The sequence below is a fragment of the Variovorax sp. 10L426 genome, assembly GCF_056395305.1.
This window is the reverse complement of sequence record NZ_JBFTJF010000019.1, coordinates 67,964-85,408: the sequence shown is the minus strand read 5'-3', so window position 1 is coordinate 85,408 and position 17,445 is coordinate 67,964. Positions and strand designations below refer to the sequence as shown.

The following is a 17,445-nucleotide window of genomic DNA, read 5'->3' as shown; positions in this document are numbered from 1 at the left end:
ATCCTCAAAATTGATGATCAGAGCAGCCGTGACCCGGTACAAACTCGCACCCAAGGGTTTCGAGGCAACGGGGATCGGTGCGGCGCAAGTCCTCCCCATCCACCATCCGGAGGAAAAGCCATGGGAAAGATCATCAAGGCCGGTGCCTGGTGCAACGGCGAGATTGCCTATCTGGCATGGGAGGCCGACGCGCCCATTGCGGAATGCCTCGGCTTCATGATCACGCGGGTCCACGAGACCGGGCCTGACGCCGGCCAACGGCGCATCCTGCCCACCTGGATCGCCTTCAGGGACCAGTCGAATCCCGACTGGCTCGACCAGGACAGCTCGGTTTGGCCGATTCAGCAATATGAATGGCGCGACCTCACGCTGCGCCGCTCGCGAAACACGGCCACGGTGCGTCCGATCGACTTCAAGGTCCACTACGAGATCGTTCCCGTGGGCCTCCCAGCTCCGGGCAGGCCACCTGTGCCGCCTTCCGCGACGGCGATCTATCTGGATGCCAATGGAAAGCCTCGCTACCAAGGCAATCCGAGGCAGCTCTTCATCCTCGACAACGCCTTCTCGACTGCGTCCATCGACGTCACGCACGCCGCGGGCGCGTCGGTTCGCGCAACCTACACCAACGGCATCCTGTCCACGCAGAACCTGCTCCAGCAGTTGGAATCCGTGCAGGGAACCAAACCGGCCGGTGTCGCACCGGGTCCGACGACCGGGGTGACACCCGGGTTGCTGTCCACGCTCAAGAAACACATCCCGGTCGAGGGCGATCCGATCCGGGAGTTCCTGACGGCCGACGTGCTCTCTTTCCTGCTCGAGTTGCTTGATCGGGCCGAGCGCGACGGGGGCGAGCTGTATCTGGCGCTGTACGAATTGCACGACCCCGAACTGATCGGCCGCCTGACCAAGCTGGTGAAGTCCGGACAGGCGCATGTCATCTTGTCGACTGCGGGCTCGACGGATCCCAATCCGAAGAAGAATCCACCGGTGCCGAAGAAGCCGATGGTCTGGGATACCGAGAACCATGATGCCCGCGTGGGCCTGCACGCTGCCTCCGCCGTCAATGTGCAGGACCGGCTCTTCAACAACCAGTCGCACATCGGCCACAACAAATTCGCCATCTACGTGAAGGGCGGCGTTGCGCTGGCGGTGCTGACCGGCAGCACGAACTGGACGGAAACCGGCCTCTGCACCCAGTCCAACAATGCGATCCTGGTGGAGGACCCTCAGTTGGCCGCGATCTACCTGGACTATTGGAAGCGCCTGCTCGACGATCCGCAACCGGCAGGGCAAGCCGTCAGCGTGCCGGTGAACGGCAACAAGAAGATCGACGGCTTCGCCCCGAACAGCGGTGTGCAGGGCGTGGACCTCCGCACCGCGAACGCAAAGCCGATCGCACCCGTGACGCTGGCCGACGGCAGCACGACGATCGAGGTGATGTTCTCGCCGAACACGAAAACGAAGACCAAGAGCTCGAGTTCGCCGACGCCTGTCGATCTCGGCCGGGTCTACACGCTCATGGAGCATGCCAACAGCGCGATCCTGTTCCTGACCTTCCTCCCCGGGGTGAAAGGCGAACAGAACATCATCGGCGAGGCAGCGGCCCTTGCCGCTCAACGAGCGGGCCTGCTCGTGCAGGGCGCGATCAGCGACCCCAGTGCGTTGCCGCCGCCATCGATCGCCGGCGAACCGACAACCTACAAGAAGCCGGACGGCTCGACGGCAAAGCTGCCGGCGCCGGCCATCTGGTGGCCTGCGGGCCAGGATGGGCGAATCGCGATGGTCCGTGCCGCGGCGGTCACGGCGCAGACGGGAGACCTGGAGCCGGAGCTTTTGAGCGCCGGACACGCGATCATTCACGACAAGATCATCGTCATCGACCCGCTGGACCCGGTGGCCTGCACGGTGATCACCGGCAGCCACAACCTTGGCTACAAGGCGTCGTACCAGAACGACGAGAACCTCTTGATCATTCGTGGCAATCAGGCGCTGGCGATTTCCTATGCGATCCACGTACTGGATGTCTACGACCACTACGTCATGCGTGCAAAGCTGGCGGACAAATTGAGAAAGTCGCTGATCGCCACCGGAAAGCCGCCGCCGGTCGAGGTCGGTGGGTTTCTCGATCCGACTGCCAAATGGCAATCGAGATGGATCCAGGCTGCGCGGCCGCCTTCGAGCGCGGAGTACTTTCTCAATTCATGAGGACGCTGGCCGGGCTTCATGGCCGTGCGACGGTTCTGGCTCCAGTCTTGGCGATATTCAGCGTTCGCGCGCGGGCTCGCGACGCGCATAGAACTCCGCGACGCTGTCGAGTTCTTGTGCCGTCAAGGGCCGCACCATGTTGCGCATCTGGCCGAAGCTGTCGTTGCGGCGATCGCCCGACGCAAAAGCCTTCAGCTCCTTCAACAGGTACTCCTTCGGCATCCCTTCCAGCCACGGCGCGCCCAGCTTGTGGTCGATGCCGCCATGGCACGCCACGCACGGCACGATGTTTCGCAGCGGATCGCCCACGCGCACCAGCGCCGGTGCGCCCGGTTCATCGGCATGCACCGGCGCCGCGCGCGCCTTGGGCAGCGAGTCGTAGTACGCGGCGACATCCTGGATGTCGCGCTCCGACAGTCTGTTGGCAATGGTCTGCATGAATGCGCTGGTCCGGTTGCCGAGCTTGTAGTCATGCAACTGCTTGATGATGACCTCCGGATACTGTCCGGCGAGGTTGGGCGAGCCACCATCGCTCATGCCCTGCGCGCCATGGCACATGCTGCATTGCTGGATGGCAATGGTGGCGCCGCGGCCGGTTGCGTCGCCCGCACCGGAGCGCCCCATGGCGTTGGTCAGTATGACGTTGGTCGTGCCGGCGCCCGGCTTCGGCCACTCCTTCGCGGCGGTCCATTCACTGGGCACGCCTGCCGCCCGGCAGATGCTGTCCCAGACGCTCCTGGCGGTGAAGTCGCCGTGCCTCGACGGCAGCCACACGAAGCCCACGAGCAGCGCCACCGCGGTCAGCGCAACGAGTCCGAGCACGCTCCGGCGAAACCATCGGTTGCTCCACGAGAACATGCCGGCTTCCTGCATCACCGGCCTCCAATGGGAATGACAGGAACCGAGGCATTCTGCAGCGACGCCAACTGCGCGATCGGAAAGCCGTAGTTCACCACCGTGAGAGCGATCATCAGCGAGACCCAGAGCGCGAAGCCGTTCAATGCCACCGGCGTCGTCGCAGGCATGTGGATCGGTGTGCTGAAGCTGTAGGGCGCGGGTGCCGCGTCGCTCTTGCCCGCGCGTGCCAGGATGTAGATGAAGAGGAGGGCGGACAGCACCAGCATCAGCCCGCCGAGGCTCCCCGCGACGAGCGTCCAGCCCTGATTGCTGAGCGCCGGGTTCGAAAAGTCGAAGTACGACATGCGCCGCGGCTGTCCGAGCAGGCCGACCCAATGCCACGGCATGGTCATCACCATCATTCCGACGAACCACAGCCAAAGTTGCGTCTTGACGAGGCCGACCGGCAGTGCCTTGCAGCCGGTGAGTTGCGGCCACAGGTCATACGCCACCACGAAGTACATGATGACGATGGCGCCCGCGAAGATCAGGTGGAAGTGCCCCGTGACCCACTGCGTGTTGTGGACCGTCTCGTTGAGCTGGAAGCTCATGTTGATGAGCCCGCCCGCGCCGCCGAAGCCCAGCATGATGAACGAGAAGGTGACGGCCAGCATCATCGGATTGCCCCACGGCAGCGCCTTCACCCATCCGAAGATTCCCTTGCCGCCGCGCAAGCGCGCGGCGATCTCGACCGACGCGACGATCGTGAACACCGTGAGGAAGGTGGGCACCGCCACCATCGCCGTGAACGCCGCATGCACGAACTTGAATCCGGCCCCCACTTGCGGGTCGGCAAAGAGGTGGTGGATGCCGATGGGCATCGAGAACACGAGGAAGAGCACGAACGCGACGCGCCCCATCGTGTCGCTGTAGAGTCGCCCGCCGATGGCGCGCGGGACGATCGTGTAGAACGCGATGTAGGCCGGCATCAGCCAGAAGTACACGATGGCGTGCAGCGTCCATGAGAAGAACACGCGTGCCAGTCCGGCGTTGATCGTGTCCGTCAGGCCCAGCGCAGCGGGCAAGACCAGGAGAAGGATCTCGACCGCCGCACCCACCGATGTCCACGCCCACAGGTAGGCGCCGGCCACGTTGCCGAACATCGCCAGCGGCACCGTGGCGCCGGCGTTCCTTTTCTTCCATGCCCGCAGATTGACCGCCATGAGCGCGACCCAGATCCACGAGCCGACCACCACCAGCACGATGCCGAGGTAGTAGAAGGGGCTGCCGATCATCGGCGGGTAGAAGGTGTAGAGCACCGAGGCAAGGCCCAGCGCGACCGGCGTTGCCGCCGTCACGGTGCCGGCGACCACGAGCCAGAAGCCGGCCCATGCCCAGCGCAGGCCGATGAGCGGCTGCTTCAGCGCCAGTTCGCTGATGGCGTAGCCGAAGCCCATGGCCACCAGCGTCGGGAGGACATAACCCATCACCGTGCCGTGCGCGGTCACCGACCGGTAGTAGTGTTCGGGGTCGCCGACCCACGCGCTGAGCGGGCTGCGCACGAACATCTGCCATTCCCCCAGCACGATGGCCGCGCCGAACGCGATGAAGGCGATCCAGAAGTGCGCGAGCACGAGTTTTCTAGCGAGGAACACAGCTCATCCTCTCTGCGCCCTTGGCCTTGGCGAGGAACTCGTCGGCCGGCAGCACCTGCACATGACCCCACATTGCCTCGTGGCCCGTGCCGCAATACTCATGGCAAGGCATCAGGCGCTCGCCGGGCTTGTCGAAGGTGGCGGTGAAGGTCGCGACGAATCCCGGAATCAGCATCACGTTGGCGTTCGTCTTGTCGACGACAAAGCCATGCACGGCATCGGCGCTGGTCGCGCGAAAGGTGACCGACACGCCGGCCGGAACGACCAGGCATTGCGGCTCGAAGGAATACTGCTGCGCGACGAGCCGCACCACGACCTTGCCGTTCGCATCGACCGTGGTGCCCAGGTTGTTCTCGACGAACTCGCCCGACACGTGCAGCGTGCGCGGATCGACGGTCTCCACGCGGGACGGCGGCATCGACGCCCAATGCAGTCCGGTGAAGATCATCATCACGAGCAGCAGGGCGATGATGAGCATGACGATGATCGCCCAGCGCCTTTCCGCCCCGGCAGCAACCGCCTCCGATGCGTGCGACACGCCGGCGTTCATCGAAGTCACTGGATGGCTCCTCGCGGCAGGTAGACCAGAAAGTAGAAGAGGAAGACGATGGCGACCACGATGAAGGTGGCGAGCCCGACGACGGCAAAAGTGCCCGCCGGTCCACGCGCGACGATGTCGTCGACACGCGCATCCTCCCGCGCCGGGTCGGCGCCTTCGGCCGCGGTCGGAAGATCGGTGTGGGTTGCCATCGCGCGGGCCTTCCTTGCTGCTATTCGGGGACGAGCGTGCGCAATTCGCTGACGCTGGCGGCGGTCACCGGCGTCCCGCTGTTTTCCCATGCGACGCGGATATAGGTCACCACCGCCGCCACCTCGTCGTCGTTGAGGATGTGCGAGAAGGGCGGCATGCCGTGCGGCTTCGGATTGCGCTTCGTGCCGGGCGCATAGCCGCCGTTCAGCACCATGCGGATCGAATTCACCGGCGAACTCATCGTGATCGACTGATTACTGGCGAGCGGCGGAAACTGCGGCGGATGACCCTTGCCTTCCTCGCCGTGGCACATGAAGCACTGCGTCGCGTAGATCTTGCGGCCGAGCTCCATCACGTTCGGGCTGACCAGCCGCGCGCTGCTCGGCGGCGGCGGTTCGGAGTCGCGCTGCGGAAGCTCCTTCAAATAGACCGCCATGGCTTCGACATCCGCGTCGGAGAGGTACTGCAGGCTGTTGTAGACCACTTCCGCCATGGGCCCGTAGACCGTGGCCCGATCCGAAATGCCGGCCTGCAGGAGGTCGGTGATTTCCTTGAGGTTCCAGTTGCCAAGTCCTGCCTCGCGGTTCGACGTGAGCGAAGGCGCATACCAGTTCTGGTTGGGGATCATCCCGCCTTCGAACTCCTGCGACGTCTTCGAGCCGCCGAGCTTGTTGATGGCCGTGTGGCACATCGCGCAATGGCCAAGGCCTTCCACCAGGTAGGCGCCGCGATTCCATTGGACGGACCTGCTCTTGTCGGGCTGGTATTCGCCCTCCTTGAAGTAAAGCGCCCGCCAGCCGATCAGCAGGTCACGCTGATTGAACGGGAACTTCAACTCATGGGGCCGGTTCTGCTGGCTCACCGGCGGCACGGACATCATGTAGGCGTAGATGGCGTCCGAGTCCTCGCGCGTCACCTTGGTGTAGGAGGCGAAGGGCATCACCGGGTACATCAGCGAGCCATCGCGCGCGACGCCCTGATGCATCATTCGATAGAAGTCGTCGGCGGTCCAGCGGCCAATGCCGGTTTCATCGTCCGGGGTGACATTGGGAACGAAGAGGCTGCCAAAGGGAGTTTCCATCGCGCGGCCACCTGCAAACTGCTGGCCGCCGGGCGCGGTGTGGCATGCGATGCAATCACCGGCGCGGGCCAGATACTCGCCCCTCGTGATCACCTGGGTCGTCGGGCTCGCTTCAACCTTGCCGGGCTCCGTTGGCAGATACCCGGGCATGAAGTAGAGGAAGCCGGCGACGAGCACCACCACGATCGCCGACGCGGCGAGAAGGAGGTTGCGTGTTCCTCTCCGCATGGGGGCCTACATCTGGCTTCCGCACGACAAGGGCATGCGCTGGAGGTTGGACGATGCGGGAGAAACATCGCGCGGCGGATCCTGGGACGAGAGCCAGGTCGCCACCGCGTACACATCCTGTTCCGACAAGCGGTCGGCAATGCGCTTCATGCAATCGGGCTGCGCCGCTTGCCGGTTGCCCGTGCGCCAGCGCGTGAGCTGCGCAACGATGTACGAGGAACGCAATCCGACCAGTCCCGGGATGCCCGGCTCCATGCCGGTGAGCCCGGGGCCGTGGCAGGAGATGCAGGGTGGTATCTGCTTGCTCGCATCGCCCGCGACGGCGATCGTCGCGCCGCGTTTGATCACCGACTCCGGGGCAGTGGTCGGTTGCTTCGGTTCGAAGGCAGGCCGCTCTTTCGCGAAGTGCTCGGCGATCTCCCGCAGATAGGAGTCCGGCAGATAGGCCACCAGGTAGTTCATCGGCGGATACACCCGCTTGCCATCACGAAAGGCGACCAGTTGGTTGTAGAGATAGGCCGCAGGCTTGCCCGCAATGCGCGGAAAGTACGGGTTGCCGGTGCCTTGTCCCCCTTGGCCGTGACAGGTTGCGCAGCCTTGTACGCGCGCTTCCATCGAATCGACGGACTTGAAGGCGGGGATGGCCGGATCTTGCTGCGCCAAGGCGGCGGAGGCAAAAGCCATGATGAACACCGCAGTCGCCAGTTCAGGCTTCACGAACGTGGTCTCCTCTTTGGTCTGCGCGCCTGGATCGGCAATCACGGCCGGCGATCGATAATTATCTGACCGTCTCGACTGCCCGCATTGATATTTGTCAGTTCATGCGTGCGTGGTGCACGCCACTTTGCCTCACCCGCTAAAGTTGCGCCATGAACCAGCACGCCAAGGCCGACCTACGCCCGGCACGCACCGAGCAGGAGGTCCGCGTCGACCTCGCCGCGGCCTACCGCATGGCCGCGCAGAACGGCTGGGATGACACGGTCTACACCCATCTGTCGGCCAGCCTCCCCGGCGAGCCGGGCCACTACCTGCTGAATCCGTTCGGCGCGACTTTCGACGAGATCACTGCATCGAGCCTGGTCAAGGTCAACTTGCGCGGCGAGGTCGTCGATGGCTCCGGCGCACGCGTGAACCCGAGCGGTTTCGCGATCCACGGCGCCGTGCATGCCGCGCGACCGGAGGTCGAATGCGTGATCCACTTGCATACGCCCTGGGGCGTGGCCTTGTCGATGCTGCCGAACGGCCTGCAGCCAACCTCGCAATACGCGATGCGCCTGCACCGGCGGCTCGGCCGCCATGCCTACGAAGGGCTGGCGCTCGGCGTCGATGAGCAACGACGACTCGTCGCGGATCTCGGTGCGCTCGATGGCTTGATCCTCGACAACCATGGCACGCTGGTCGTCGGCCGCACCGTGGCCGAAGCCTGGATGCTGATGCACCTGCTCGAGCGCGCAGCGCAGGCGCAATTGCGCGCCATGGCGGCCACGGGCGGCGAAGTGCGAGTGGTCAGCGACGAACTCGCTGCGCGTACCTATCGTGAATGGGTCGGCGACGGCAGCGAATGGGATGGCGACGTGGAATGGCCAGCCCTGCTGCGGCGGCTCGACCGCGCCGCACCCGGCTATCGGGATTGACTGATTGAACGATTTATCTGGAGAACTCACATGCCCACCATCCGCGTCGAACTGTTCGAGGGTCGTACGGTCGAGCAGAAGCGCGCCCTCGCGCAAGCCTTGACCGAGGCCACCGTCCGCACACTGGGCGGATCGCCCGACGGCGTTGACATCCTGTTCTACGACATCGCGAAGCACGACTGGGCAACCGGCGGCAAGCTCTGGAGCGAGCCTGCGTCGCCGCCAGCCGGTTGAACCACGGCGCTCAGGCCCAACGCCGGACGGCTTCGGCGGTGTCGCTCGGCTTGGTGTTGAAGCAGATCCGGGCGCCAGGGGCCGCTTGGTGCACCACGTTGATCAGCCGCTCGAAGAGAAGGAAGTAGGTGGGAATGGTCCGGATACCGGCACCGATGACCACGCAGTCGAATGGCTTTTCGGAGAGCTTCCGAGCCACCACGTCCGCAGCCGTTTCCCCGAGATCGGTCAGGCAGAGCTCCGCTTCATAGCCCAGGCCGGCAAGCTTTGCCTGATCCGCATCGAGGCCGGCCCGAACCTTGTCGGCGTTCATGTCCGGCATGGTGCTGAAGTCGACCAGGCTCGGCTCCAATTCGATCACCAACACCTGCGTTTTCGTCATCGTCATCGGGATCTCCTTTGAAGCCAGGCTTTCGCAATCAGCCGCGCGTCACCTCGATGCTGTACAGCCCCCACGGACACAGCGCAAACCGTTCCTTGAGCGGCTTGTCCTTGAACGCGGCGAGCGTATCGGCCTCATAGATCGCCCATTGCGGCCCCAGTCCCCCGAGCGCCAGCGGCGTGCCGTCGATTTCCGTCGCGACGATCATCCGGTAGCTTCGCGCATCGGCCATCTTCAGCGGCACGACATAGCCGTCCACGGCGCGAAGGGCAAGCATGACGTCGCCGGCAGGCGCCACGCCCGCGGCTTCCACGACGCCGGTCAACAGCGGTCCGGCGAGCGAATGCATCTTGCCGTCGTACTCCAGCGTTGCGCGGATTCGAACGGCGGGCAGACGGCGCAAGGCTTCGGGATCGAAGACGTATGCCTTGTCGAACTTGACGCCATGCTTGACCATGAGCTGATCGAGCGCCGGATCGACGGGGCCTCTGTTGGTCTTGCCGATCGCACCGCTGACGGTCAGAAGGCCGGGACCCCGATGGGTCGATTCAGCGGCTGTCGCGTGAACCGAAGGGAGCAGGCCGGCGAGTGTCGCCGTGCCGAGGAAGCGTCGTTTGTTCATCGCGCAATTGTGGGGCGATGCACGGGGTAGCGTCCATCATCGCCGCGAAGCGGCGCCGATGGGTTCAGCGCTCCTTCTCCGCATCGCGACGCACGATTTCCTTCACCATCGCGGTGAACTGATTCGCGAGCATGTTGCGCACCACGATCTTGCCGATGACCGGCGGCACCGCGAAGTCGGGTACCACCCGACCCGAATAGCTCAGGCGTACGGTGCCGGCGGGCAGTATCTCGAGGGTGTAGCGGCCCTCCATCTCCCGGAGGTTCCCGCTAACGGCGCGCGCCATGACACGCCGCTGAGGTGATTCGACGACGGCCAGTTGCGTCTGCACCGCCTGCCTGAAGAAGAGGAAGTTGAACTCGCCGGTCTGCTCGACGAGGAGTCGGTCGGCATCACGCTGCACCACGCGGGAGGTGAGCATGTAGGGAATGAATTCGGCGAGGTGGTTGTAGTCGGTGATGACGGCCCACACCGTGCGCGAGTCCACCAGCATCTCGGCGGACGCCGTCACGGTGATGTAGTCGCCTTGGCCGTTGGTCTCGATCTCGACCTGCGGCACGTTGGCGGCCGCCTGGGCGCAAAGGGCCCCGGCAAGCAGCAGGGCCACGGCGCCCGCGCGCAGATTCGATGCTGCGCAGCCTGGCGCCGTCCTCGGAAGCATCACGTCCCCGTCTTCGCGGCGCGCTGGCTCCGATACTTCGCGATCTCCGCCTTCAGGTCGGAGTACTCTTCGCACGGTAGGAAGCAGAGCTTGTCCAGCACCTTCAATTCCTGCTCGGCCCGGGCAACGTCACCCATCTGCAGATAGGCTTCGCCGAGATACTCGTGCGCGCCCCTGTGCTTCGGGTTGATCTTCAGCGCCTTGTCATAGGAGGTCAGCGCTGCATCGATGTTGCCCATCTTGCGCTGCGCGTGGCCGAGCTCATTCCAGGCGTCGGCGTCGCCGGGACTGCGCGCGACGTAGACGGTCATGTGCGCCTCGACCTGCTTCCAGTCCTCCTTGCCGACTGCGGCCATGCCCGCCCTGAAGTCGGGGTCCGGATTGACATTGACCGCCTCGCTGCCGCCACCGCCGCCTCCACCGCCTCCGCCGCCGCCCCCACCTCCACCACCGCCGCCGCCGGCGGCCAGTGCGGACAGGCTGAAGGCAAGGGACACGCCGGAAATGAACATCACGATTGCATGTTTCATGGTGAGTTGCTCCTTGATGACAGGGAAATCAACGGTTGTCGATGCGGCCATAAACGCCGTGGGTCCCTCCGCTGGGCCCGGCGGCAAAGAACAGCGTGTTCGTGGGCTGGCTGTTGATGCCGTTTCCGAACGCGATTCCGCGCAGACCATCGATCATGACCGCGTTTCCGGCAGATGTGGAGAGCGTCCCCATGAATGCGCCGGTCGTAGGGTTGAAGGCACTGATCGTTCCGTCGCCTGTATTGGCGACGAGCAATGCGTTGCTGAAGGGCCCGAAGTTGGCCGGTGCCATCGCCATGCCCCACGGCACATTGAGCGCGCCGCCGGGCGCAACGAGTCGCGTGACGAGATGACCCGAGGTGTCGAAGACGTCGACGGCGCCGAGGCCGGCACCCGCGACCGGGTTGAGCTCCTGCGCGTCCTGTCTGGCGTAGCTGACGTAGATCTGACCGCCGATCGCCTGGATGCCGAACGGCGCATAGCCGGCCGGCATTGCCTGATCGACGAAGCTGCCCGCGACGTTGGCTTTCGCGAAGTTCGAGTCGAACATGTCGACGGTCGCATGATGGAAATCCGCCGCGTACAGGAAGTCCGACGCGCCTTGGCTGGCAAGCGCGAGGCCCGTGTAGACCGTGCCCGCGGCTCCGCCGTCGAAGACCGTGACCGCATGGGTCATGTCGACGCCGGGTGACCAGCCCGACAACGTGCCGGCTTGTCCTGCGAAGATGAAAGCGCTCGCGCCGGACATGCCGTTTGCCGTGACCATGAAGTCCTGATGGCCATTGAAGACGATGCCGGTTGGCATTGCGTTGCCAGAAACGCCGGGCGGGATCGACACGATCAATGATTGCGGAACGCCGTTGCCGTCATAGAGCGTCGAGGTCGATGACCCATTGTTCGCCACCCAGACAAACCCGCTCGGGTTGAAGGCCACGCCCCACGCATTGATGAGACGCGCGTCATTGCCGGAGCTGCCATAGATGTTGTTCGCGGCAGAGAGATCGGACACGAGGTTGGTCGCGACATAGCTCATGCCGGTGACGGTGCCCATGCCGGGGGGAGAGGCGGTGCCGGCGCCTGGGATAGTGCCCGGCACGAACCCGCCACCGGAATACCCGCCACCGCCGCCGCAGGCGGCCAACATCAATGCGCTCGCACAGGCGAGCCCGCACAACTTCAGGCGATAGGCTTTCATTGCATTTCCTTTCAGACCGGGCCCGGTGTATTCCGCACCTAGGCCGAAAGGTTCATGCGTCCACGCTTCAGAAAGTCAGAAGGCCAGCGACGCGCTCAGCACCAGCGCGCCGCGCGACGCTCGCGCGTAGGCCGTCGGGTAGACAGCGCTGCGGCCGCCCTCGACCCAGGCGAGTTGCACTTCCCACGCATCGCGCGCAACGGCGAGCCCCACGCTGCCATCGAGGTTCACGCCCCCGCCTTCGGTGGGGGCTCCGCCAAGGCGCATCAGGGCGCCGATGTGGGCGGTCACGCGTGTGATGGCCGAGATGGGCAGGCCGACGTTGAACTCGCCATAGGCCGTGCGGGTGCCGCTGCCGAAATAGTCGGGTGAATAGTGCAACCGCGTGTTCCACCGTTCGCCGTTCAGGCCGGTGAACACCTCGTAGTAGTCGTAGCGCGAATCCGTGCCGAAGTGAACACCGGTCACGCCGGCTTCCCAGCCGAGGCGATCCGACAGCCGGCCCGCATACCCCGCGTAGCCGAGCACCTGCACCTGCCATCGCGGCCGGTACAGCATCACCTCCGTGAGCGATGCGCCGCCAAACCATCCGCCGGGATCGTCGTAGGCGGCGCTCAGGCGAAGCGTCGGCTTTTCATTGCTGAGCGAAATGCCGCGGTAGCGATAGTCCGAGAGGAATGCGATGTTCCCGCCGACCTGTGCGAACGCGACGCCGCAGACGAGGAACAACGAGGGGCAGAGCGCGGCACGCAGACCGGCGGTCGGCATGTCACTGACGGACGTTGGAGGGTATCGTGGAGCGCGTCACGGTGCGGACGCAGGCATCATCGCCTGCGACGCGTGCCAGTGTGGCACAAGCGTTGATTCCTCCGCCGGGAAAAGATACGACGCTGGCGAAAGAGGGCGCCGCCGCGTTTCCTGGCGACCGCTCGCGCATCAGGGCGAACAGTCCCGTCACATGGGCTGCCGCGTAGGATGAACCGGACACGAGGTTCCAGCGGGCGCCGGGGAGGGTGGTCGGTACATCGCGTCCGGGTGCGACCAGGGCGCGCGGCAAGGCCGGCTCGCCGGTGTCGTCGGCGACGGCCACGACCCCGGCATGCGAAGCCGGGAAGCCGCCGTCCGGCAACTTTCGATCGACGGCACCGATGACGCTGATGTGACGTGAAAGCGCCACATCCAGCAGCCTGTCGAGCAGGCGATCGGGCGGCCCGCTGAGGCTCAGGTTGATGACGGCCGCATCGTGCGTGATCGCGAAGTGCAGCGCCATCGCAAGGCTCAGGCTCGAGCACAGCGTGGCCTGGCTGCTCTGCTGCCAGCAGGCGCGCAACGCGAGCAGCCGTGCGTTCGGCGCGACGCCGACAATGCCGACGCCGTTGTCTGCGCGCGCGGCGATGATGCCGGCGACCGCCGTGCCGTGATCCTCTGGGACGTCGCGATGGCCTTCGACGAAATTCTCCTTCAGCACCACCTGGCCCACGAGGTCGGGGTGCTGCTCGTCGACACCGCTGTCGACGATCGCGACGCGCACGTCGCGACCGGTGGACATCTCGTGCAGATCCAGCAGGTGCCAGGCCTGTTCCACCGGCTGAAGCGGGTACAGCGGGTCATCATGGCCGCGGGTCCGAAAAACGTTCATCGGCTGGGCCCACGCGACGCGTGGGTCGCGAGACAGGTCCTCCGCGACACGCTCGGGCAACTGGTCGTCCGGCACTGCCATCACGAAGCAGTCCACGCCCAGCAGCGGCATCACCCAATTGGTGATGAGCGTCAACCCGTGCTCGCGTGCCAGCGCGGCGGCCACGCGGCGGCGCGCACCGATCGCCGGGCCGTCGCCATAGCCGCCTGAATAGGCGTTCTCGGGTCGATAGTGCTCCGGCGGGAGGCGCAAGAGCAGCAGCACCTGCTGATTGGCCGCGGGCGAAGCCACTGCCGGGGTCTGATCGGGCGGCGCGGCGCGCGCGGGCGGCTGCATGGCGGCGAGGGCGACCAGCCATGCGACCAGAATCCACTTCAAGGTCATGGCGCCGCCCGGCCATCGAGCGATTCGACAAGCAGCACGGCGCTCTCCTTGCGCAGCCGCTGGACCGCCGCCGTTTCGAGGCCGGCCGGCACGGCCAGCAGATAGGCATCGGTCGCAGTCGGCCCGTAGACCAGCCGCGCCTCGCTGTCGCGCAGCACGCGCCGCATTTCCTGCTCGGTGGCCTCGGGCCGGAATCTCACGATCAGGTTGCCGCCGGCGGTTGCGCCAGAGGCTCCTGCCGGCCCGCCCAGTGCCCGGTAGCGCTGATCGGGCGCAAGCTGCACGAGCAGCACGCCGCTCAACGTCGCGACCAGGACGCACTGGCCCGCCAGTGCCCAGCGAGTCCACCCAGGGGTTCCGAGCCATCGGTCCTTCAGCCGCGCCCAGACGCCTCGGCGTTGTCGCGGCGGCGCATCGGCGGCGATGCGATTGCGCAACAAGGCGAATCCCTGGTCGGCATTGCCGGTGGCGGCGGGCTCTGAATGTGCGCAGGCGGACTGAATCTCCCGTTCCCAGGCCAACTCGGCCTGACAACGAGGACATTCGGCGATGTGCGCTTCTACGCGTGCGCGTTCCGCTTCGTCGAGGCTCGCGCCGACGTACCACGGCAGCAGCGCCTGCACCCTTTGATGCAGGTCGGTGCCGAGTTGAACGACTCGCCCGCTCATAAGCTAACCTCCGTGCTGCGCACTGCGGTGCGAGCTTGCTTGGGGCGGCCCGGCGCGGCGCTCATAGCCAATCCTCCAGCCGGCCGGAGAGCAGCGTCTTCAACCTGCGCCGGGCGTGGAACATTCGCGTCTTCACGGTGTCGACGGGGCAGCCGACGACCTCGCTGATCTCGCGATAGCCGATGCCGTGGAAATAGGTCAGGTGGACGACCGCACGCTGCTCGAAGGAGAGGTGGTCCATGGCCTGCGCCAGCACTGCGCGTATTTGCGACTGCGCCGCGTGGTATTCGGGACCGGACTCCGTCGGCGCGGGTTGATCGTCTTCGTTCTCCTCCGGCATGGGCTCGTCCAGCCGGCTCAGCGCCTTCATGGCCTTTCGGTAGGCGATGGCAAAAATCCAGGTCGATACCTTGCTGGCGCCGTTGTAGGTTGCGGCCCGGTTCCAGACGACCAGCATCGTGTCGTTGAGCAGTTCTTCGACCAGCCCGGGACGACGTGTCAAACGGTCGAGGAAGCGTGTGAGTCGCGGGTGATAGGCGCGGTAGAGCTGCTCGAATGCCGGCAATTCGCCGTTTGCGATTCGGCCGAGGAGGCCCACCTCGGCGCGCTCGGCCAACGCCACGCCCTCGTCGTGCGTGCGAACGGCATCGAGGGGCATGCTCGGCATGAGAGGCTCATGAGTGGCGGCGTCCAGCGGACTGTACGCCGTCGCTGCCTTCGCACGTGTTACTGGGGTCATCGAAGCCTCGTTGAACTTCGGCACAGCCCATCCTGACCCGGACGGCACTGGCCGACTGGAACGGTTGATTCCAGTTGACGAGGAAACGGTTCAATCGGGCGCAGGTCCCGAGGCCCCTGCGCGTGCGGACTATTGAACGGAAATCTTCTTGCTCGTCGCGGTCGCGTCGAAGATGAGCGTCGAGGGCCACGTCTGCCAGGTGACGCCCAGCACGTGCGGCGCGTTCGGATCGCCCCGTCTGGCAAAGGCGCCCAGGCTCTTCATCATCGCGTCGGACAACTGCAGTCGCCCCGGTTTGTTGGCCGTGGAGTTCGCGATGTTCGAGAACAGAGACGGCCCGAAATTGCCGAAGACGAACGGCAGGTCGAATGCATGCGCGGCGCCGTAGATGTCGTTCCACGGTGCCGGCTCCACGTCCCAGTCGAACCGGTAGTACCAGACATCGTTCTGCTGCGCCTTGAGCGCGTTGAGGATGTTGTTGCGGCTCGGAATGAAGAACACCTGGTTCAGCAGATCCGTCCTTGCATTGAAGCCCGTGACCGGCGTCGTCACCGGCAGGTATTGCGCGGGAATCCACTGGTCGATGCTCACCGTGGCCGGGCCGTTGGGGTTGTAGCTGAACTGCGTCGAGAACAGGGTTGCATCGCTCACCAGTCGACCGCTGACACCGCCGAGTGCGGGCGACAGCGCCAGGAAGGTGGGAAACAGCTTGGCTTCGTCACGCGTATTGCCGGCAAGGACCGGCACCCGCAGGTAGTTTCCGGCCTGGATTGCCGCGATCGGGTCGACCGGCAACACGGCGCCATCGGGAATCGGGCCCGAGCCCGCCAAGCCGAGCGGGGCCAGTTTGGTGAGCAGGGTGCCCAGCAGCGTCGCCGGGCTCTTCGAGCGGAGATAGGCCGCGATCTGCGCGGGCGGCTGGCTGGCTGCGTAGGCAGCCGCAGAGGCGGCGTCGCTGGCGAGGCCGTCAGCGATCAATTGGTTCGCGAGCAAGGCGTTGCCCTGAGCGAGATATGTCGATTCGGGGCTCAGCGTCGGGATGCTGCCTGGAGGCAGGTTCGTGCCCAGCGACAGGCCGCCGCTGAGTGGCACCAGGCGATGGAACAGCTTGTGGCGCGCATTCGTGACCACCGGGGAAGTCAGCAGCGCATAGACGTTGATGGCGCCCGCCGACTGTCCCATCAGCGTGACATTGCGCGGGTCGCCCCCGAAGGCATCGATGTCGCGGCGAATGAACTCCAGCGCCTTGACGATGTCGAGCAGGGCGAAGTTGCCGGAGTCCTCCACCGGATTCGTGCCGGACTTGAGTTGCGGCACATCCAGGAAGCCGAAGATGCCGAGGCGGTAGTTCACTGTCACGACAACGGCATGGGCCGCCTTGGCGAGCGCCGCGCCGTCGTAGACAGGGTCCGCCGTGTAGCCCGACACGTCGCTCCCGCCGTGGACGAAAACGATGACGGGCAGGTCGTCCCGGTCGTTCGCCGGACGCCAGATGTTCAGGTACAGGCAATCCTCGCTGCCCACGGCCTGGTTCAACGTCGTGCCGATCGTCGCGTCGTACCGGTTGTTGGCGCCCGGGCCATAGATGCGGCCGTACTGCGCGCATGCATTGGCGAACTGTTGCGTCGCCCTGGTCTTCTTCCAGGAATCGGGGTCGACCGGGGCTTTCCAGCGCAGCGCGCCCACCGGTGGTTTCGCGAAAGGCACGCCCTTCCATGCGATGGTTCCCGTGTCTCTCGAGTCGTCGACGCCGACGACCTTTCCGAAGTGCGTGTGACGCTCGATGTCAGGAGGATCGTCGCGACCCCACGAAGGTGTCTGCGACAGAAGCGTGACACACGCGACCACAAACCAGGCAGTACGCATCATGGGCTTGTCTCCTCCAAAGGCGGCAACGGTAAGAGCCGCGTCATGGGCCACCTACAGGAGAAACCCGACTTCCGTGCTGCGCCGGATTGATGATTGCCTTGATCAAACGTGCCGACATGGTGCCCAATCAT

The 17,445-nt window shown here is 65.3% G+C and carries 19 protein-coding genes; 3 read left to right on the top strand and 16 right to left on the bottom strand.

All coding sequences use genetic code 11. The features are described from left to right. Nucleotides 1–120 precede the first annotated feature (120 nt). Nucleotides 121–2,205 (top strand): phospholipase D-like domain-containing protein, encoded by a 2,085-nt coding sequence (locus tag AC1DHL_RS24375; protein WP_478163650.1) that lies wholly within the window; start codon nt 121–123, stop codon nt 2,203–2,205. A 57-nt stretch (nt 2,206–2,262) separates the two neighbouring features. On the opposite strand, the gene AC1DHL_RS24370 is transcribed toward AC1DHL_RS24375, so the two are convergent. The 6 genes from AC1DHL_RS24370 to AC1DHL_RS24345 form a co-directional block, all read right to left on the bottom strand. Next, a complete protein-coding gene (locus AC1DHL_RS24370) occupies nt 2,263–2,829 on the bottom strand; it encodes a c-type cytochrome (RefSeq protein ID WP_478096660.1) in 567 nt (188 codons plus the stop codon). Nucleotides 2,830–3,077: 248 nt separating this feature from the next. Continuing rightward, entirely contained in the window at nt 3,078–4,697 is a 1,620-nt protein-coding gene (locus tag AC1DHL_RS24365) for a b(o/a)3-type cytochrome-c oxidase subunit 1 (protein ID WP_478163649.1), read from the bottom strand. Continuing rightward, complete coding sequence (locus tag AC1DHL_RS24360) at nt 4,684–5,247, bottom strand: cupredoxin domain-containing protein (protein ID WP_478163667.1); 564 nt, start codon at nt 5,245–5,247, stop codon at nt 4,684–4,686. Before AC1DHL_RS24360 ends, AC1DHL_RS24365 begins: the two co-directional genes overlap by 14 nt. 5 nt (nt 5,248–5,252) lie before the next feature. Beyond that, nucleotides 5,253–5,447, bottom strand: a complete 195-nt coding sequence (locus AC1DHL_RS24355; RefSeq protein WP_478096663.1) for a hypothetical protein — start codon at nt 5,445–5,447, stop codon at nt 5,253–5,255. Nucleotides 5,448–5,467: 20 nt separating this feature from the next. Further along, nucleotides 5,468–6,757 carry a c-type cytochrome gene (locus AC1DHL_RS24350; RefSeq protein ID WP_478163648.1) on the bottom strand — a complete coding sequence of 430 codons (1,290 nt, stop codon included), beginning with the start codon at nt 6,755–6,757 and terminating at the stop codon, nt 5,468–5,470. Nucleotides 6,758–6,763: 6 nt separating this feature from the next. Beyond that, entirely contained in the window at nt 6,764–7,441 is a 678-nt protein-coding gene (locus AC1DHL_RS24345) for a c-type cytochrome (RefSeq protein WP_478163666.1), read from the bottom strand. Nucleotides 7,442–7,626: 185 nt separating this feature from the next. Here AC1DHL_RS24345 and AC1DHL_RS24340 point away from each other — a divergent pair, with 185 nt between their 5' ends. Both AC1DHL_RS24340 and AC1DHL_RS24335 read left to right on the top strand, forming a co-directional pair. Then, the gene (locus tag AC1DHL_RS24340; protein ID WP_478163647.1) at nt 7,627–8,391 is read left to right on the top strand and encodes a class II aldolase/adducin family protein; all 765 of its coding nucleotides are present in this window, start codon (nt 7,627–7,629) and stop codon (nt 8,389–8,391) included. A 30-nt stretch (nt 8,392–8,421) separates the two neighbouring features. Beyond that, nucleotides 8,422–8,625, top strand: coding sequence for a 4-oxalocrotonate tautomerase (locus tag AC1DHL_RS24335; RefSeq protein WP_478096669.1), 204 nt, complete (start codon nt 8,422–8,424; stop codon nt 8,623–8,625). A 10-nt stretch (nt 8,626–8,635) separates the two neighbouring features. On the opposite strand, the gene AC1DHL_RS24330 is transcribed toward AC1DHL_RS24335, so the two are convergent. From AC1DHL_RS24330 to AC1DHL_RS24285, 10 genes are all read right to left on the bottom strand, one after another. Continuing rightward, nucleotides 8,636–9,013 (bottom strand): hypothetical protein, encoded by a 378-nt coding sequence (locus AC1DHL_RS24330; RefSeq protein ID WP_478163646.1) that lies wholly within the window; start codon nt 9,011–9,013, stop codon nt 8,636–8,638. A gap of 31 nt (nt 9,014–9,044) precedes the next feature. Beyond that, complete coding sequence (locus AC1DHL_RS24325; protein ID WP_478163645.1) at nt 9,045–9,629, bottom strand: putative pterin-binding protein; 585 nt, start codon at nt 9,627–9,629, stop codon at nt 9,045–9,047. A gap of 64 nt (nt 9,630–9,693) precedes the next feature. Further along, complete coding sequence (locus AC1DHL_RS24320) at nt 9,694–10,290, bottom strand: SRPBCC family protein (protein WP_478163665.1); 597 nt, start codon at nt 10,288–10,290, stop codon at nt 9,694–9,696. After that, nucleotides 10,290–10,820 (bottom strand): tetratricopeptide repeat protein, encoded by a 531-nt coding sequence (locus AC1DHL_RS24315; protein WP_478163644.1) that lies wholly within the window; start codon nt 10,818–10,820, stop codon nt 10,290–10,292. The genes AC1DHL_RS24320 and AC1DHL_RS24315 overlap by 1 nt, the downstream gene beginning before the upstream one ends. Before the next feature lie 28 nt (nt 10,821–10,848). Continuing rightward, nucleotides 10,849–12,015: a TIGR03118 family protein gene (locus tag AC1DHL_RS24310; RefSeq protein ID WP_478163643.1), complete on the bottom strand. Its 1,167-nt coding sequence runs from the start codon at nt 12,013–12,015 to the stop codon at nt 10,849–10,851. A gap of 75 nt (nt 12,016–12,090) precedes the next feature. Continuing rightward, on the bottom strand, nt 12,091–12,783 hold the full coding sequence (locus AC1DHL_RS24305) for a TorF family putative porin (RefSeq protein ID WP_478163642.1): 693 nt from the start codon (nt 12,781–12,783) through the stop codon (nt 12,091–12,093). A 1-nt stretch (nt 12,784) separates the two neighbouring features. Continuing rightward, entirely contained in the window at nt 12,785–14,038 is a 1,254-nt protein-coding gene (locus AC1DHL_RS24300; protein ID WP_478163641.1) for a S8 family peptidase, read from the bottom strand. Further along, on the bottom strand, nt 14,035–14,706 hold the full coding sequence (locus AC1DHL_RS24295) for a zf-HC2 domain-containing protein (RefSeq protein WP_478163640.1): 672 nt from the start codon (nt 14,704–14,706) through the stop codon (nt 14,035–14,037). Before AC1DHL_RS24295 ends, AC1DHL_RS24300 begins: the two co-directional genes overlap by 4 nt. A 61-nt stretch (nt 14,707–14,767) precedes the next feature. Then, on the bottom strand, nt 14,768–15,373 hold the full coding sequence (locus AC1DHL_RS24290; RefSeq protein ID WP_478163639.1) for an RNA polymerase sigma factor: 606 nt from the start codon (nt 15,371–15,373) through the stop codon (nt 14,768–14,770). A gap of 201 nt (nt 15,374–15,574) precedes the next feature. Beyond that, the gene (locus AC1DHL_RS24285) at nt 15,575–17,314 is read right to left on the bottom strand and encodes a carboxylesterase/lipase family protein (RefSeq protein WP_478163638.1); all 1,740 of its coding nucleotides are present in this window, start codon (nt 17,312–17,314) and stop codon (nt 15,575–15,577) included. Between the last annotated feature and the right edge of the window lie 131 nt (nt 17,315–17,445).

Coding starts and splice junctions, on each gene's coding strand:
- AC1DHL_RS24375 (WP_478163650.1), top strand. CDS start 121: ATGGGAAAGATCATCAAGGCCGGTGCCTGGTGCAACGGCGAGATTGCC.
- AC1DHL_RS24370 (WP_478096660.1), bottom strand. CDS start 2,829: ATGGGGCGCTCCGGTGCGGGCGACGCAACCGGCCGCGGCGCCACCATT.
- AC1DHL_RS24360 (WP_478163667.1), bottom strand. CDS start 5,247: ATGAACGCCGGCGTGTCGCACGCATCGGAGGCGGTTGCTGCCGGGGCG.
- AC1DHL_RS24355 (WP_478096663.1), bottom strand. CDS start 5,447: ATGGCAACCCACACCGATCTTCCGACCGCGGCCGAAGGCGCCGACCCG.
- AC1DHL_RS24350 (WP_478163648.1), bottom strand. CDS start 6,757: ATGCGGAGAGGAACACGCAACCTCCTTCTCGCCGCGTCGGCGATCGTG.
- AC1DHL_RS24345 (WP_478163666.1), bottom strand. CDS start 7,441: ATGGCTTTTGCCTCCGCCGCCTTGGCGCAGCAAGATCCGGCCATCCCC.
- AC1DHL_RS24340 (WP_478163647.1), top strand. CDS start 7,627: ATGAACCAGCACGCCAAGGCCGACCTACGCCCGGCACGCACCGAGCAG.
- AC1DHL_RS24335 (WP_478096669.1), top strand. CDS start 8,422: ATGCCCACCATCCGCGTCGAACTGTTCGAGGGTCGTACGGTCGAGCAG.
- AC1DHL_RS24330 (WP_478163646.1), bottom strand. CDS start 9,013: ATGACGATGACGAAAACGCAGGTGTTGGTGATCGAATTGGAGCCGAGC.
- AC1DHL_RS24325 (WP_478163645.1), bottom strand. CDS start 9,629: ATGAACAAACGACGCTTCCTCGGCACGGCGACACTCGCCGGCCTGCTC.
- AC1DHL_RS24320 (WP_478163665.1), bottom strand. CDS start 10,290: ATGCTTCCGAGGACGGCGCCAGGCTGCGCAGCATCGAATCTGCGCGCG.
- AC1DHL_RS24315 (WP_478163644.1), bottom strand. CDS start 10,820: ATGAAACATGCAATCGTGATGTTCATTTCCGGCGTGTCCCTTGCCTTC.
- AC1DHL_RS24310 (WP_478163643.1), bottom strand. CDS start 12,015: ATGAAAGCCTATCGCCTGAAGTTGTGCGGGCTCGCCTGTGCGAGCGCA.
- AC1DHL_RS24305 (WP_478163642.1), bottom strand. CDS start 12,783: ATGCCGACCGCCGGTCTGCGTGCCGCGCTCTGCCCCTCGTTGTTCCTC.
- AC1DHL_RS24300 (WP_478163641.1), bottom strand. CDS start 14,038: ATGACCTTGAAGTGGATTCTGGTCGCATGGCTGGTCGCCCTCGCCGCC.
- AC1DHL_RS24295 (WP_478163640.1), bottom strand. CDS start 14,706: ATGAGCGGGCGAGTCGTTCAACTCGGCACCGACCTGCATCAAAGGGTG.
- AC1DHL_RS24290 (WP_478163639.1), bottom strand. CDS start 15,373: ATGCCGAGCATGCCCCTCGATGCCGTTCGCACGCACGACGAGGGCGTG.
- AC1DHL_RS24285 (WP_478163638.1), bottom strand. CDS start 17,314: ATGATGCGTACTGCCTGGTTTGTGGTCGCGTGTGTCACGCTTCTGTCG.